Genomic DNA, 14,168 nt, shown 5'->3' on the forward strand with positions numbered 1-14,168 from the left:
GCCGGTGATCGGACACATCATCGACGTCAAGCGTGGCCACGCCACCAACTGGTCGTCGAACATGAAGTCCAATCCGGCGGGCGTCAAGGAAACCGACGTGTCGCTCAACGTGCTGGAAGAAGTCGCAACCGGCAAGTAAGCGCTTTTGCAAGTATTGCTGGTACCTCCTCCCGGCATGTTCGCCCGCCCCCGCAATCTGCGGGGTCGGGCTTTTTTCTCATGTCCGGCGGAGATCGGGAAGTGAGCAGGAACCCACGTTTGCGTGATTGCATGATCACAAGGTTCAACAATGAAGGTATTCACGCCCTCTGATTACGAGTGGAAGGGCACCCGGCTTGCCCTGTTCATCGAACGTCACGGATATGGAACGCTGGATCAACTGCAGGAAGATGCAGAACGCGATCCCGCCACGTTCTGGGATCGGGTATTGCAGGACATCGGACTGGAGTGGCAGGTCCCGTATCGACAGACGCTCGATCTTTCGGGCGGAATCATGTGGCCCGACTGGTTCGTCGGCGGCCAGCTTGATCTGTTCGACAATCTCGTCGGCAAACATGCCAGGCAAAACAGCGAGAACGTCGCGATCCGGTGGGAAGGCGATGCGGGAGAGTGCCGCAGTCTGAGCTACGGTGATCTCGCCGATGAGGTGGCCCGTGTTGCATCGGGACTGCTTGCCATCGACATGCGCGCGGGCGACCGCCTTGCGATCTACCTCCCGATGATTCCCGAGGCTGCAGTGGTCATGCTTGCTGCAGCAAGTATCGGCGTCGTATCGGTGCCGCTTTTTTCGGGTCTTTCATCCGATTCTGTAGCAAATTGTCTGGTCGATGCGGGCGCTGCGGTGCTGGTCTGTGCCAACTGTTATGACCGCCGGGGCCAGTCGATACGCATGCTCCCCGATGCGTTGAGCGCAGCAAGTCAATGTCCGTCGATCCGAACTGTCATCGTGGTGCAGCGAAAGCCGTCGGCCGGTGTTCATCTGCGTGATCAGGCGGCACCCGGCTTTGGCGTGCTTGACTACGAGGCGCTTAAGTCGCTCCCGCCTCACGGTGTCGGTGTTAGGAGCTTCCCACCCGACCAGATCCTGATGCTGATCTACACATCGGGCACGGCGGGACGACCCCGAGCGGTTATCCACACCCATGCCGGATTTCCGGTCAAGGCGGCGCAAGACCTCGCCATGGCGTTTGACCTGAAAGCCGGCGACACCTTGATGTGGGTGACCGATATGGGCTGGCTGATGGGGCCGTGGATGGTATTCGGCGGGCTGATGCTGGGCAGCACCATCGTATTGTGCGAAGCGCCGCCCGACCATCCCGACCCTGGGCGCCTGTGGCGAGTCGTGAAGGCCCACGGTGTGACCCATCTTGGCTTTTCGCCCAGTCTTGTGCGCAGCCTGATGGGCAGTCACGACGCGGTACCTCCGCCCGGCATGCTTGATACGCTAAAGGTATTCGGGTCAACGGGCGAGGCATGGAATGAAACGCCCTGGCTGTGGTTGTTCGAAACCGTCGGCAAGCGCAGGCGGCCGATCATCAATTACTCGGGCGGCACTGAAGTGGGTGGCGGAATACTGACCTGCTTTCCCGGTCTTCCCCAAGTGGCTTGCGGGTTCAATGGCCCCGTGCCGGGCATGGCGGCGGATATCGTCGACGTCGCAGGCAGGCCGGTCCGCGGGACCGTCGGCGAATTGGTCGTACGCCAACCCTGGCCCGGCATGGCGCGCGGATTCTGGAAGGACTTCGCGCGCTATGAGGAGACGTACTGGTCACGTCTGCCGGATGCCTGGCTGCATGGCGATTGGGCAAGCATGGACAGCGATGGCTACTGGTTCGTGCATGGACGCAGTGATGACACGATCCGCGTAGCCGGCAAGCGACTCGGCCCGATCGAATTCGAATCGGCGCTGGTATCGCACCCGCTGGTCGCCGAAGCGGTTGCAATAGGCGTTCCCGATGCGGTGAAAGGGGAGGCCGTTGTGTGCTTCGTCCGCCTGCATGATGCCCGGACCAATTCCGATACGGGCTGGAGTGTATGGGAGTCTGAACTGTCCGATCACGTGGCGCGGTTGCTGGGCAAACCTTTGCGTCCGGCACGTATCCATGTGCTTGGTCAGATCCCGAAAATGCGAAATGGCAAGGTGTTGCGCCGGGTGCTGCGCAGTGCCTACATCGGGCGGCCGATCGGCGACCTTTCATGCATGGAAGATCCGCGCTCCATTGACGAAGTCCTCAGCCTGCGCAACGCGTGGGCTTGACTGTCCGAATTGCGTGCGTCCTAATATTGAACACATAAAAACGTCGGATGTCGCGGTGATCGACGACGGCGAAATCCTGTCGGTGACATGAATTTTCAGTGCCGGGTCGCAAAGGCGCACAAGGTGTCGATGTTGCGAAAAGCAGCAATGTGCGGCGAGCTCCCCACAACATGTTTTGGCGTAACCCATTCAGGAGCGTGAATTGAAGGCAGCCCAGGATCCCGTCGTCATCGTTGCGGCCCGTCGTACGCCACTTGGCGGCTTCCAGGGTGAATTGTCGTCGCTCTCGGCCCCGCAGCTGGGTTCGACCGCACTTGCCGCTGCAGTGCAGCAAGCGGGTGTCCAGGTGTCAGAGATCGATGAAGCCTACATGGGCTGCGTACTGCCAGCGGGTCTTGGACAAGCACCTGCCCGGCAGGCGGCCCTTGGGGCTGGTTTCCCTTATTCCTGCGCCTGCACGACGGTGAGCAAGGTGTGCGGATCGGGCATGAAAGCGGTCATGCTGGCACACGATTCAATCGTCGCCGGCTCCGCAGGCATCGTTGCTGCGGGTGGCATGGAATCGATGAGCAATGCGCCTTACCTCCTGGCGCGTGCGCGCGGCGGCTACCGGCTGGGCCACGATCGGGTCATTGACCACATGTTTCTGGACGGCCTTGAAGACGCATACAACGACCGTGGCTCGTTGATGGGCGTCTTCGCCGAGCAATGCGCCGAGGAATACGGTTTTTCGCGCGAGGACCAGGATGCGTGGGCGCTGCGCTCGCTCACGCGCGCGCGCGAAGCCACCGCAGCCGGCGCCTTTGACTGGGAAATCGCGCCGGTCACGGTCGCCGGCAAAGGACGTGGCGCGCCGGCGGTGGTCATCGCGCGCGATGAGCAGCCGCAGTCGGCCAGACCGGAAAAGATTCCTGCCCTCAAGCCCGCTTTCAAAGCGGATGGAACGGTCACGGCCGCAAATTCGAGTTCGATCTCAGATGGTGCGGCCGCCGTGCTGATGATGCGAGCTTCACGGGCGTCCGCGCTGGGTTTGACGCCGCTTGCCAGTATCGTTGCCCATGCGTCCTACGCGGGCGAACCGCGGCGTTTCCCGATGGCTCCCGCGTTTTCGATCCGCAGTGCGGTCGAACGCAGCGGCTGGAGGCTGGCCGATGTCGATCTGTTTGAGATCAACGAGGCATTTGCAGTGGTGACGCTCGCTGCAATTCGTGATCTCGGTCTGGATGCGGATCAGGTGAACCTCCACGGTGGAGCCTGTGCGATGGGGCATCCGATTGGCGCAACCGGTGCGCGTTTGATCGTGACACTTCTTGGTGCACTGCGCCGTGCAGGCGGCCGTCGCGGTGTGGCAAGCTTGTGTATCGGTGGCGGTGAAGCCACGGCAGTGGCGCTTGAGTTGTGGCAGGAGTAAGCTTTACGTAAGTTTCGGATCCACCAGCGATTTATGGTCCGCCAGAGCCTTGATGATCGCTGAAGTACGTCCGGCCAAGTCTCACTGGCCGGCGAAGAAGATTTAAATTCAGCCTGCGAGACGGTGTGCCTCGAAGTACATCGCTACGCAGGTCCTGGAGGAGTCGGTCCCTGTGCTCCGCAACGCGAAGTTGCGATGTATCGGGTATCCGTCTGCCTCCGTGTAAAAAAAAAGGAGGTGGCCATGGATGTAAGGGACGACGATCAAAGCCAGATGTTTTCCCGCCCCGAGCGTGACCGGGACGTGATGAAACACTGGGAGCGAGTGCTCAACGGTGAAGAGTGCAGTTCCGATGCGCTGCGCCGACTGATCGACGATTCCTGGCGCCGTTGTCTGAACGCGCACGTTGATCCCGGCAAGTACCAGGCCCCGCCGCCCTTGAGCGAAAACTCGCTCTATTCCCTGCAGCAAAAGCACGGTGATCTGCTCAGCGCCAGCACGCCTGTCATGGCGATGGCGCGTGACTTTCTCGCCGAAACCGGCACCATCATGGTGCTCACCGATCACAGCGGCACCATCCTCAGCCTCGAAGGCGACCATGCAACGCGCGAAGAGGGCGAAAGCATGAACATGACGCCCGGAGCAAGCTGGAGCGAAACCGCCTGTGGCACGAACGCAATCGGTACCGCGATCGCAGTACGTCATCCGGTGCAGATCCACTCCGCTGAGCATTATTGCGCCGGCATCAAGCGCTGGACCTGTTCGTCCACCGTCATCCTTGATCCTTATGACAGTTCAGTGCTGGGCGCGATCGACGTGTCCGGACTGCATCAGACCTACAACCGTCACAGCCTTGCGCTGGTGGTGGCGACAGCCAGCAAGATCGAGGGGCGTCTGGCCAAGCATGAAATGGGTATCCGGTTCCGGTTGCTTGAGCGGTGCATGCACCGATTGACGCATTCCAGTAGCGACGGCGTCGTGGTGTTCGATCGCCGCGGCAATCCGGTAAAGACCAACGAGCGGGCAGAAGAAGCGCTCAACCAACTCGCGGTTGGCCGTATCGGCTCGCGCAGGCTCGATATCGCTTCGATCTCGCTCGGCCATGCCACCGACGACGGTCTGCCGGCTGGTTTGCAAGGCTGGATCGCACCCGAATGGCTGGAACCCGTATTCGACAACGGGCAGCGCATCGGTACGTTGTTGACGATTCCGATCTTCAGGCCTCGTGCGGCTCATAGCAGCGCAGCGACCCTTGTGGCGGAGAGCGCGGCGCCGGAACCCAGCAAGCTCGACTGCGTTGTGGGCAAGGATCCGGCGTTGGTCGAATCCGTCGAGCGCGCGCGTCAGCTGTCCAAATCGAATGTGCCGGTGCTGCTGCTGGGTGAAACGGGCGTCGGCAAGGAGGTATTTGCCAAAGGCATTCATGATTGCGGCAGCGCAAAGTCGGCGCCGTTCGTCGTCGTCAATTGTGGTGGCCTGTCTCGCGAGTTGCTGGCGACAGAATTGTTCGGCTATGCGGAGGGCTCTTTCACAGGTGCACGACGCGGCGGCATGATGGGCAAGATCGAAGCGGCCAACGGTGGCACGCTGTTTCTGGACGAACTGGGCGAAATGCCGCTCGACATGCAGCCGCATCTGCTGCGCGTGCTCGAAGAGGGTGAAATTTATCGGCTTGGCGAGAACACGCCGCGCAAGGTCAAGTTCAGGCTCATCACCGCGACCAACCGCGACCTGCGCAAGGAAGTGACGGACGGTCGATTCCGCATGGATCTTTACTACCGTGTCGCCGTGACCAGCATCCGTATTCCTCCTCTGCGTGATCGTCTGAGTGACATTTCGGTGCTCTCCCTTGCGCTGCTCGAAAAACTCGCTGTGCATCACGGTGTGCCGGCACCGCAACTGAGTGCGGCCGACCTCGGTGACCTGACGTCCTACTCGTGGCCCGGCAATGTGCGTGAATTGCGCAATGTGCTGGAATCGATGCTGCTGACCGGCGAACGCCCGCGCGCGATCATCCACACCGATGAACCGCCGGTTCGCGGTATTCGTCCGTTTGATACGCCGACGCACAGCGGAGAACAGCACATGTTCGGCATCGGCGAAATGCGAGACAGCCGGCGCCTTGAGGAGGCCGAGCGCGAAGCCATCCTGAATGCTATCGACGGCAGTCACGGAAACATGGCGCTGGCAGCGCGTTCGCTTGGCATCGCCAAGAGCACGCTCTATCTGAAACTGAAGAAGTTCGGGCTGGATGCGCTGGTTGAACGAGCCCGCGAGGTTCATGCCAAGGGCCACTGATTCGAAGCAAAAAAAAGAGGCCGGCTTTTGTCGGCCTTCTTTTTTTGCCTCAAGGCCTCTACATCACCTTGACGGCCCGGCCGATGAAAAGGATGGGGCCGGTCGGACGACCGATAGGCGAGCCCTGTTCCGGTTCCAGCGTGATTTCGAACAGCTGGTTATTTTCCAGCGGTGGCAGCTTGTCCAGTTTCACATCCAGCGTGCGGCCCGGCTGAACCAGCCCGAGCGAAACCGGACCTTGCCACTTGTCTGCCTTGGTCCAGAACTGGAAAGCCTTGGCCGGCGGCACTTCGCTGCTGCCCAGCGGGATCAGTTTGAGGGACTGTTCGGTGCTGGCCTGGATCACCCAGCCAGGTGCCTTGTCGTCAGGCGCCACCAGAACGACCATGTAGCGCGGTGTGTCATCGCGCGGCGTACCGGACAAGCCGGCCACCGCCAATATCGTTGCGGCAGCGAATCCGGTTGCCGCAAGGGAGCGCCAGAAGGCCAGGCTGTCCCACAGACGGCTCCATGCTGAAGCCTGGGCGAGCGGCGCCGTGCGTGTAACCGGTGCGATGCTGCGTTCGATGCGCGACCACAGCGCCGGGGGCAGTGTCTCCGGTTCCACCATGGCAGCGAGCGGAAGCAGGCGCTCCTCCCAATAGATCACTGCGGCGGCGAGCGCCGGGTCGGTCGCCAACTGACGGCTTACCTGCGCGTGCTCATCGTCGTCCAGCAGGCCGAGCACGTAAAGGCCGGCGATTTCATCGTTGTCCATGGGCTCACTCATGTCAGACACTCCTTCAGTGCCTGCAGGCCGCGGCGTATCCACGCCTTGACCGTACCCAGCGGCGTCTTCATCCGGCTGGCGATTTCCGTGTGCGTGCAACCGTCCAGATAGGCGAGCAGGATGCTCGAACGCTTTGCATCGTCGAGTTTGCCGAGACATTCGTACAGTTGCCCGGATTCGGACGACAGCAACACCTGTTCGTACGGGTCAGCAGAGCTGGAGCCTGCTTCATCTGCAAATTCGGTCTCCGGCGTGGCATCAACCGACACCTCGCGCGCGTGGTCGCGGATGTGGTTCAACGCGCCGTGGCGAACGATGCTGTAGATCCAGCCGCGCGCCGAACCGCGGCTGGGGTCAAAGCTCGCCGCCTTTTCCCAGATGCGAAGGAAGGCGTCGTGCAGGACATCTTCGGCAACATCGCGCCGGCGTACGATGCGGAGTGCGACGCCAAGCAGCCGCCCACCTTCAAGCTGGTATATGCGATGAAGGGCGTGGCGCTCGCTCTTTGCGCATGCAGCGAGAGCGGCGTCGAAGTCGAATTCGTCCGTCAGTGAGCTCATCAAGTCGTCCGGAAGAGGGGGCGAACCGGCAGGAGTATGTCAGCAAGCTCGCCGATCGTGCTATCGCACGGTGTGTCTGCCGGATACCCGAAACCTGACAAGTTGGATGCAGCACAACGCGCGTTCGGGCTGACTCGTGACACGTGAAATGTTGCAATGCGAAAAAGCACTTGCAAACATACGCGAGCGTCTGTAAAGTCCGCAACTCAGTGCAGAGCGGCCGATTTCCGATCGGCTTCCGGGTAATTCTGGTGCGTGCACAGCAAGTTATCGTCCCTGGCCTGTCTTTTTCTCCCGCCTGTTTGGTCATGCGTGGTTGATCGGTTAGTGCCGATAGATCGTCGGGACTTCTCCCGACCAACCCGCTCCCTCCGTTCTGCTCAGTGCAGCGCGGAAGGTGGCCATCGTGTGGAAAAAACTCATGGAATTCTCAGAACTCGGTCTCAACGAAAACCTTCTTGGCGCAATCGTCGAGGCCGGTTATCCCAATCCCACGGACGTTCAGCAGAAGGCAGTGCCTGCTGCGCTGGCCGGTCGTGACCTGATGGTGTCGTCGCAAACCGGCTCCGGCAAGACCGCTGCATTCATGTGGCCGGCGCTGAATCGTCTGATGCAGGAATCGCCGGTCAAGGCGCGCGGTCCCCGTGTGCTGGTGCTGACTCCGACGCGCGAGCTGGCGATCCAAGTCACCGAAGCCTGCCGCAAGTACGGCAAGGGCATGCGCTACGCCAAGGCTGTCAGCGTGGTCGGCGGCACATCCTATGTCATGCAGAACAAGCTGCTGGCCCAGCCGTACGAGGTGCTGGTCGCCACGCCGGGTCGTCTGATCGACCAGATGGACAGTGGCCGTATCGACTTCGGCCGCCTCGAAATGCTCGTGCTTGACGAAGCTGACCGCATGCTCGACATGGGATTCATCGAAGACATCGAGGCAATTGTTGACCGCCTGCCGCAGAATCGTCAGACGCTGTTGTTCTCTGCGACTTTCGAACCTCGTGTCTGCCGTCTGGCGGAGCGTTTGACGCGCGATGCACAGCGCATCGAAATCGTGGCCACCGCAGCCCAGCACGAAAAGATCGAACAGCGCCTGCTGTTCGCCGATGGCATGGGTCACAAGCAACGTTTGCTCGACCACCTGCTGCGCGGTGAAGACGTCGAACAAGCCATTGTGTTCACGGCAACCAAGCGCGATGCAGACCAGATCGCCGAAACGCTGGGCGAAAACGGTTTCCTCGCCGCTGCGCTGCATGGCGACATGCATCAGGGCGAACGCAACCGCACGTTGGGTCATCTGCGTCGCGGCGCACTGCGTGTGCTGGTTGCGACCGACGTTGCTGCGCGCGGTATCGACGTGGCCGGCATCAGCCACGTGATCAATTTCGATCTGCCCAAGTCGGCGGAAGATTATGTCCACCGTATCGGCCGCACCGGCCGTGCCGGCCGTAGCGGCATCGCGGTCAGCCTGGCATCCGGTGACGACGTGCGCCGTGTGAAGACGATCGAACGCTTCATCCGCCACGTGATTCCGGTGCACACCATTCCGGGTCTGGAGCCGCGCGTGCAACCGCGCAGCACGGCACCGCGCAGTGCCCGCCCGGGCAGCTCGGCACGTCCGGGTGGCTGGGGTGCCAAGCCGGGTGGCGCACCGCGCCGTGAAGGTGGTTATCGTGGCAGCGCAGGCGGTGGCCGCACAGACCGGGCACGCCGCCCGGACTGATCGCTGAAGCAGCCTGACAGGGGCGAAGGGGCATCGGGGAACCGGTGCCCCTTCGCTTTTTCATTTATTGCCGCACAGGTGTAAAGTTCGCACCTTTTTCCAGGCGGCACGGGCTGCCGGAGGACCTTGACGATGAGTGCTTCTGAAGCAGCGCGAGCGCCCCGGGTTGGCGTGGTGATGGGGTCGAATTCCGACTGGGACACGCTGCGCGCCGCGACAGCGCTGCTCGAGCAGTTCGGCGTGCCTTTCGAAGCGCGCGTGGTGTCGGCACACCGCACGCCGGACCTGCTGTTTACGTATGCCGAAGAAGCGCGCGCGCGCGGTCTGCGCGCCATCATCGCGGGGGCCGGCGGTGCGGCGCATCTGCCGGGCATGCTGGCGGCGAAGACCACCGTACCGGTGCTGGGTGTGCCGGTGCAGTCGAAGGCCCTTAACGGCATGGATTCGCTGCTCTCCATCGTACAGATGCCGAAAGGCGTTCCGGTTGCCACCTTCGCCATCGGCGAGGCCGGCGCTGCCAATGCGGCGCTGTTTGCGATCGCGCTGCTGGCGGGCGAAGATGCGTCGCTGGCCCGGGCGCTGGATGCCTTCCGCGCCCGGCAGACCCAGACAGTGCTCGACATGAAGCTTGACGATTGACTGCGGGTTCCGCTGCCGCGGGCACGCATCGGCCATTTGTATGCGGGGTGCTGTGCGGGTTCTCGTTTTGCAGGTTCTTGTATTCGTTGAATTTCATCCCTCTTCGGGTAAGGCATAGCCAAAGATGGGCGATGCGCGTCCGAAGCGCTTTCATCGGAGTCGCAACACATGATTCTTCCTCCCGCGACATTGGGCATGCTGGGAGGCGGTCAGCTAGGCCGCTTCTTCGTGTTGGCCGCCCATGAGATGGGTTATCGGGTAATCGTGCTCGATCCGGACCGCAACAGTCCGGCCGGGCGGGCGGCCGATGAACACCTGTGTGCCGCCTACGATGACGCAGATGCGCTGGAGCGACTGGCGCAAGGCTGTGCGGCGGTGACCACCGAATTCGAGAATGTGCCGGCAGACACGCTGGACCATCTCGCCAAGTTCATCCCGACCCGTCCGAATGCCGAGTGCGTGGCCGTCGCGCAGAACCGCATCGCCGAAAAAACCTTCCTGTCGGATCGCGGTTTCGCGGTCGGGCCGTTCGCCGCGGTCACCAGCGCCGTGCAGATCGAGTCGGTCGATCCGGCGCTGTTCCCGGCGGTGCTCAAGGTGGCGCGCTTCGGTTATGACGGCAAGGGCCAGGCGCGGGTCGCCAACGTGGCGGAAGCCAAGGCTGCGTTCGAAAGCTTCCGCGGCGAAGCCTGCGTGCTTGAGAAGATGCTGACGCTCGACATGGAAGTGTCGTGCGTGCTTGCGCGCGATGCGGCCGGCCGTGTCGAGCCCTTTCCGATCGCGGAGAACAGCCATCGCAACGGCATCCTGGATGTGAGCATCGCGCCGGCACGCATCAGTGGCGCGATGGCCGCGGAAGCGACCGAAATGGCGATAGGCATCGCCGCCGAGCTGGGTTACGTCGGCGTGCTGGGCGTCGAATTCTTCATTTCGGAAGGGCGTCTTCGGGTCAATGAAATGGCGCCGCGACCGCACAACAGCGGGCACTACACGATCGATGCCTGCGTCACCAGTCAGTTCGAGCAGCAGGTGCGCATCCTGTGCGGCTTGCCATTGGGGGATGTGCGACAGCACTCGCGCGCGGTGATGGTGAATCTGCTGGGTGACCTGTGGTACGAGCGTGGTGCGCACCATGCGCACCATGCGCACGAGCCCGAATGGTCGCGCCTGTTGCGCGTACCCGGGTTGAAACTGCATCTGTATTGCAAGCACCACGCGCGCCATGGCCGAAAGATGGGTCACTTCACGGTGCTGGGCGAGCACGGCGAGCCGGTCATCGACCTGGCGATGAATGCCCGCCAGATGCTTGGCATCGAGGACTGAGCATTGTGACGGCCGGCAGCAAAGAGATCGATGCGGCAGCAGAGCGGCTGCGTGCCGGCGAACTGGTCGCCTTTCCGACCGAAACGGTTTATGGCCTGGGTGCCGACGCGCTCAACCCCGATGCCGTGCGTCGGATATTCGCAGCGAAGGGCCGGCCTGCCGATCATCCGCTGATCGTCCATTTGCCGGACGTCGCCCAGCTGGTGGGCTGGGCGCGCGACATTCCGCGCGAAGCCATCGCGCTGGCAAACGTTTTCTGGCCGGGGCCGCTGACGCTCATCCTGAAACGTGACGTCGAAGTGCCGGATGAAGTCACCGGCGGTCAGGATACGGTGGGTCTGCGCGTACCTGCGCATCCGGTCGCGCTGCAGTTGCTGCGCGCCTTCGGCAGCGGCGTTGCGGCGCCGTCGGCCAATCGATACGGCCGCATCAGTCCTACCACCGCTGCGCATGTACGGGATGAGTTCGGCGACGCGATCACCTTGCTGGATGGCGGTGCCAGTGAAGTAGGCATCGAATCGACCATCCTCGACCTGTCAGGCGAAGCACGTCGCATCCTGCGTCCGGGTGCGATATCGGCGGCACAGATAGAGGCGGTGATCGGCAGGCCCCTTTCTGTGGCGGTCGGGCAGGGGGCGCCGCGCGTGTCCGGCACGCTGGCGGCGCATTACGCACCGCATACGCCAATGAAGAAGGTGGCCGGCGAACGTCTGCGGGATTATCTGAACGCCTTCCGCCACAGCGGCCGCCGCTGCGCAGTGATTGCCCACTCCCAGCCGCCGCTTGCGGACTGCCCGCACCACTGGACCATGCTGCCAGCTGATCCGGCAGGCTACGCACGCGGCCTGTATGCCGCGCTGCGCGAAGCCGATGCCAGTGGCGGCGCAATGATCGTGATCGAGGCGACGCCTGACTGCATCGCCTGGTCGGCGGTCAACGACCGGTTGACGCGCGCGCTCGCCGGAGCCGGGATTACGCCACTCTGAACGACGTCAGTTCCCAGACGATCCAGTCTTCGCGAAAGTAAGGCATGCGGGCGCGCATCTTCTGCAGGTACTGCCCGCGCCATTCGCGCTTCACCCAGCGTTTCACCTCCGGTGCGTACCACAGGTTTTCAACCCGTTCGGAATGGCTGCGGAAGAAATCCGGATGCTCGAACTTGATGAGCCTGCGCACGTTCAGTGCTTCGAACGTGCCTGCCGGAACAGTGACCAACTCGGTGCGCAGGGCATCGATCTGCACATGCCAGCGCCTGGCTCGCGATTTGGCGTCATGCACCACCATCGACTGCCAGCTCTCGCGCGCTCCCGGTTCGAGCAGGGCGGGCAGCAGCGGAAGCGGCGGGTTGTAAAGGTTGTCGTAGTCGTACACCGAATCACGCGTGACGACCCACGGCGCGTCGTATTCCTCTCGCTGGTCGTGGCGCAGACCGCTCAGCGGCTTGCCTTCGACCTCGAGCCGCAGTACCGGCGAAGTCCCTGACTCCGCTACGTAGCGAATCTGCGCCTGGCGTTCGCGGTTGTACCCGTTGAGTTCTTGGTAAGCCCATTGGTCGCCCGCCGTGATCGCCGATGCATCGTGATCGCCCGCGTTCGAATACAGCCCGGCCGTTGCGCAGCCCGACAACAATGCCGGAACCGAGCCCGCCGCGAGCAGCGCGATGCCGTTGCGCATGAAAAGACGGCGTTCCTGCCCGCGTGTTTCGTCCGAATCCATCGTTTGCTCCGTTCATTTGAACATACACAAGTGCGACCAATTTCCGACGCGCACGTTCCTTCACAAGCCGTCGGCGGCGCACTATACTGCGCGCTCGTTGGGGGGGTAGCTCAGCTGGGAGAGCGTCGCGTTCGCAATGCGAAGGTCGGGAGTTCGATCCTCCTCCTCTCCACCACATTATTTCTGGCCCCCGCCGCTCCTACTTTCATCCGGAGCCGCGGGGGCTTTTTGTTTTGCCGCAGCCTCAGCGACGGGGGTGCGCCCCACAAAGCCTGCGGCGCTGTAATATCCTGCGTGTTTTTGACTGCCTACCTCGCGCCCGCGGCCCGCAATCCCCGTCCGGCGCGCAACCCTGCTTCCCGGTTTCCTTCACGATGACTACATTGACGCACCTGCAACGGCTGGAAGCCGAGAGCATCCATATCATGCGCGAGGTGGTGGCCGAGGCCGAAAATCCGGTCATGCTCTACTCGGTCGGCAAGGACAGCGCGGTCATGCTCCATCTTGCGGCCAAGGCGTTCTACCCGTCTGTGCCGCCGTTTCCGCTACTGCATATCGACACCACCTGGAAGTTCAAGGCGATGTACGAGTTCCGCGATGCGATGGCCCGCAGTCTTGGCATCGATCTTCTGGTGCATATCAATCCGGACGCCAAATCGCGCAATATCAATCCGTTCGATCATGGCTCGGCGCTGCATACTGATCTGTGGAAGACCGTGGGCCTGAAGCAGGCACTGGACAAGTACAAGTTCGATGTCGCTTTCGGCGGAGCGCGTCGCGACGAAGAGAAGTCGCGCGCCAAGGAGCGCATCTTCTCGTTCCGCACCGCGCAGCACCGCTGGGATCCGAAGAGCCAGCGTCCGGAGCTGTGGAAGCTGTACAACGCGCGCAAGCATCCGGGCGAGTCGATCCGCGTGTTTCCGATCTCGAACTGGACCGAACTCGACATCTGGCAATACATCCACCTGGAAAACATTCCCATCGTGCCGCTCTATTTTGCCGCCGAGCGACCGGTGGTCGAGCGCGACGGCACGCTGATCATGGTGGACGACGACCGCATGCCGCTGCGCCCGGGCGAGGTGCCCCAGATGAAAAGCGTGCGTTTCCGCACGCTGGGTTGCTACCCGCTGACCGGCGCAGTCGAATCGACCGCCGCCACGCTGACCGACATCATCCAGGAAATGCTGCTGACGACGACGTCGGAGCGCCAAGGCCGGGTGATCGACCACGATTCGACCGGCTCGATGGAAAAGAAGAAGCAAGAGGGGTATTTCTGATGGCACACGTTTCCGACCTCATCGCCGAAGACATCGGTGCCTACCTGAAGCAGCACGAGCACAAGAGCCTGCTGCGTTTCATCACCTGCGGCAGCGTGGACGACGGCAAGAGCACGCTGATCGGCCGCCTGCTGTACGAATCGAAAATGCTGTTCGAAGACCAGCTTGCTGCGCTCGAAGCCGACTCGAAAAAGGTCGGCA

12 protein-coding genes and 1 tRNA gene are annotated in these 14,168 nt (G+C 62.3%); 10 read left to right on the top strand and 3 right to left on the bottom strand.

Going from position 1 to position 14,168, the window contains the following annotated elements; all coding sequences use genetic code 11:
* Positions 1 to 289: 289 nt before the first annotated feature.
* From Q8R75_RS16945 to Q8R75_RS16955, 3 genes are all read left to right on the top strand, one after another.
* Positions 290 to 2,257, top strand: a complete 1,968-nt coding sequence (locus Q8R75_RS16945; protein ID WP_305626537.1) for an AMP-binding protein — start codon at positions 290 to 292, stop codon at positions 2,255 to 2,257.
* Positions 2,258 to 2,459: 202 nt separating this feature from the next.
* Positions 2,460 to 3,668 (top strand): acetyl-CoA C-acyltransferase, encoded by a 1,209-nt coding sequence (locus Q8R75_RS16950; RefSeq protein WP_305615763.1) that lies wholly within the window; start codon positions 2,460 to 2,462, stop codon positions 3,666 to 3,668.
* A 243-nt stretch (positions 3,669 to 3,911) separates the two neighbouring features.
* Entirely contained in the window at positions 3,912 to 5,966 is a 2,055-nt protein-coding gene (locus Q8R75_RS16955) for a sigma-54-dependent Fis family transcriptional regulator (protein ID WP_305615765.1), read from the top strand.
* A 58-nt stretch (positions 5,967 to 6,024) separates the two neighbouring features.
* Here Q8R75_RS16955 and Q8R75_RS16960 read toward each other — a convergent pair whose 3' ends face one another.
* Positions 6,025 to 6,735 (bottom strand): anti-sigma factor, encoded by a 711-nt coding sequence (locus Q8R75_RS16960; RefSeq protein WP_305615767.1) that lies wholly within the window; start codon positions 6,733 to 6,735, stop codon positions 6,025 to 6,027.
* Positions 6,732 to 7,295, bottom strand: a complete 564-nt coding sequence (locus tag Q8R75_RS16965) for a sigma-70 family RNA polymerase sigma factor (protein ID WP_305615769.1) — start codon at positions 7,293 to 7,295, stop codon at positions 6,732 to 6,734. Before Q8R75_RS16965 ends, Q8R75_RS16960 begins: the two co-directional genes overlap by 4 nt.
* Positions 7,296 to 7,716: 421 nt before the next feature.
* Here Q8R75_RS16965 and Q8R75_RS16970 point away from each other — a divergent pair, with 421 nt between their 5' ends.
* From Q8R75_RS16970 to Q8R75_RS16985, 4 genes are all read left to right on the top strand, one after another.
* A complete protein-coding gene (locus Q8R75_RS16970) occupies positions 7,717 to 9,012 on the top strand; it encodes a DEAD/DEAH box helicase (protein WP_305615771.1) in 1,296 nt (431 codons plus the stop codon).
* A 132-nt stretch (positions 9,013 to 9,144) separates the two neighbouring features.
* Positions 9,145 to 9,651, top strand: a complete 507-nt coding sequence (gene purE, locus Q8R75_RS16975) for a 5-(carboxyamino)imidazole ribonucleotide mutase (RefSeq protein WP_305615773.1) — start codon at positions 9,145 to 9,147, stop codon at positions 9,649 to 9,651.
* 168 nt (positions 9,652 to 9,819) lie between these two features.
* Positions 9,820 to 10,974, top strand: a complete 1,155-nt coding sequence (locus Q8R75_RS16980) for a 5-(carboxyamino)imidazole ribonucleotide synthase (RefSeq protein WP_305615775.1) — start codon at positions 9,820 to 9,822, stop codon at positions 10,972 to 10,974.
* Positions 10,975 to 10,979: 5 nt separating this feature from the next.
* Positions 10,980 to 11,960, top strand: a complete 981-nt coding sequence (locus tag Q8R75_RS16985; protein ID WP_305626542.1) for an L-threonylcarbamoyladenylate synthase — start codon at positions 10,980 to 10,982, stop codon at positions 11,958 to 11,960.
* Here Q8R75_RS16985 and Q8R75_RS16990 read toward each other — a convergent pair.
* Positions 11,947 to 12,690 (bottom strand): DUF3108 domain-containing protein, encoded by a 744-nt coding sequence (locus tag Q8R75_RS16990; protein WP_305615779.1) that lies wholly within the window; start codon positions 12,688 to 12,690, stop codon positions 11,947 to 11,949. The two genes, Q8R75_RS16985 and Q8R75_RS16990, sit on opposite strands and share 14 nt — an antisense overlap.
* Positions 12,691 to 12,789: 99 nt before the next feature.
* On the opposite strand from Q8R75_RS16990, the gene Q8R75_RS16995 reads away from it, so the two are divergent.
* The 3 genes from Q8R75_RS16995 to Q8R75_RS17005 form a co-directional block, all read left to right on the top strand.
* A tRNA-Ala gene (locus tag Q8R75_RS16995) sits at positions 12,790 to 12,865 on the top strand.
* Positions 12,866 to 13,064: 199 nt separating this feature from the next.
* Positions 13,065 to 13,967, top strand: coding sequence for a sulfate adenylyltransferase subunit CysD (gene cysD, locus Q8R75_RS17000; RefSeq protein ID WP_305615781.1), 903 nt, complete (start codon positions 13,065 to 13,067; stop codon positions 13,965 to 13,967).
* Positions 13,967 to 14,168 (top strand): GTP-binding protein (locus tag Q8R75_RS17005; RefSeq protein WP_336623629.1); only part of this gene is annotated, 202 nt, incomplete at its 3' end. The genes cysD and Q8R75_RS17005, both read left to right, overlap by 1 nt.

This window comes from Methyloversatilis sp. (genome assembly GCF_030696805.1).
GTDB lineage: Bacteria > Pseudomonadota > Gammaproteobacteria > Burkholderiales > Rhodocyclaceae > Methyloversatilis.

Bases quoted from the DNA above. Each gene is read 5' to 3' on its own strand.
- Q8R75_RS16960 (WP_305615767.1), bottom strand. From the start codon at position 6,735: ATGAGTGAGCCCATGGACAACGATGAAATCGCCGGCCTTTACGTGCTC.
- Q8R75_RS16990 (WP_305615779.1), bottom strand. From the start codon at position 12,690: ATGGATTCGGACGAAACACGCGGGCAGGAACGCCGTCTTTTCATGCGC.
- Q8R75_RS16965 (WP_305615769.1), bottom strand. From the start codon at position 7,295: ATGAGCTCACTGACGGACGAATTCGACTTCGACGCCGCTCTCGCTGCA.
- purE (WP_305615773.1), top strand. From the start codon at position 9,145: ATGAGTGCTTCTGAAGCAGCGCGAGCGCCCCGGGTTGGCGTGGTGATG.
- cysD (WP_305615781.1), top strand. From the start codon at position 13,065: ATGACTACATTGACGCACCTGCAACGGCTGGAAGCCGAGAGCATCCAT.
- Q8R75_RS16945 (WP_305626537.1), top strand. From the start codon at position 290: ATGAAGGTATTCACGCCCTCTGATTACGAGTGGAAGGGCACCCGGCTT.
- Q8R75_RS16955 (WP_305615765.1), top strand. From the start codon at position 3,912: ATGGATGTAAGGGACGACGATCAAAGCCAGATGTTTTCCCGCCCCGAG.
- Q8R75_RS16970 (WP_305615771.1), top strand. From the start codon at position 7,717: ATGGAATTCTCAGAACTCGGTCTCAACGAAAACCTTCTTGGCGCAATC.
- Q8R75_RS16980 (WP_305615775.1), top strand. From the start codon at position 9,820: ATGATTCTTCCTCCCGCGACATTGGGCATGCTGGGAGGCGGTCAGCTA.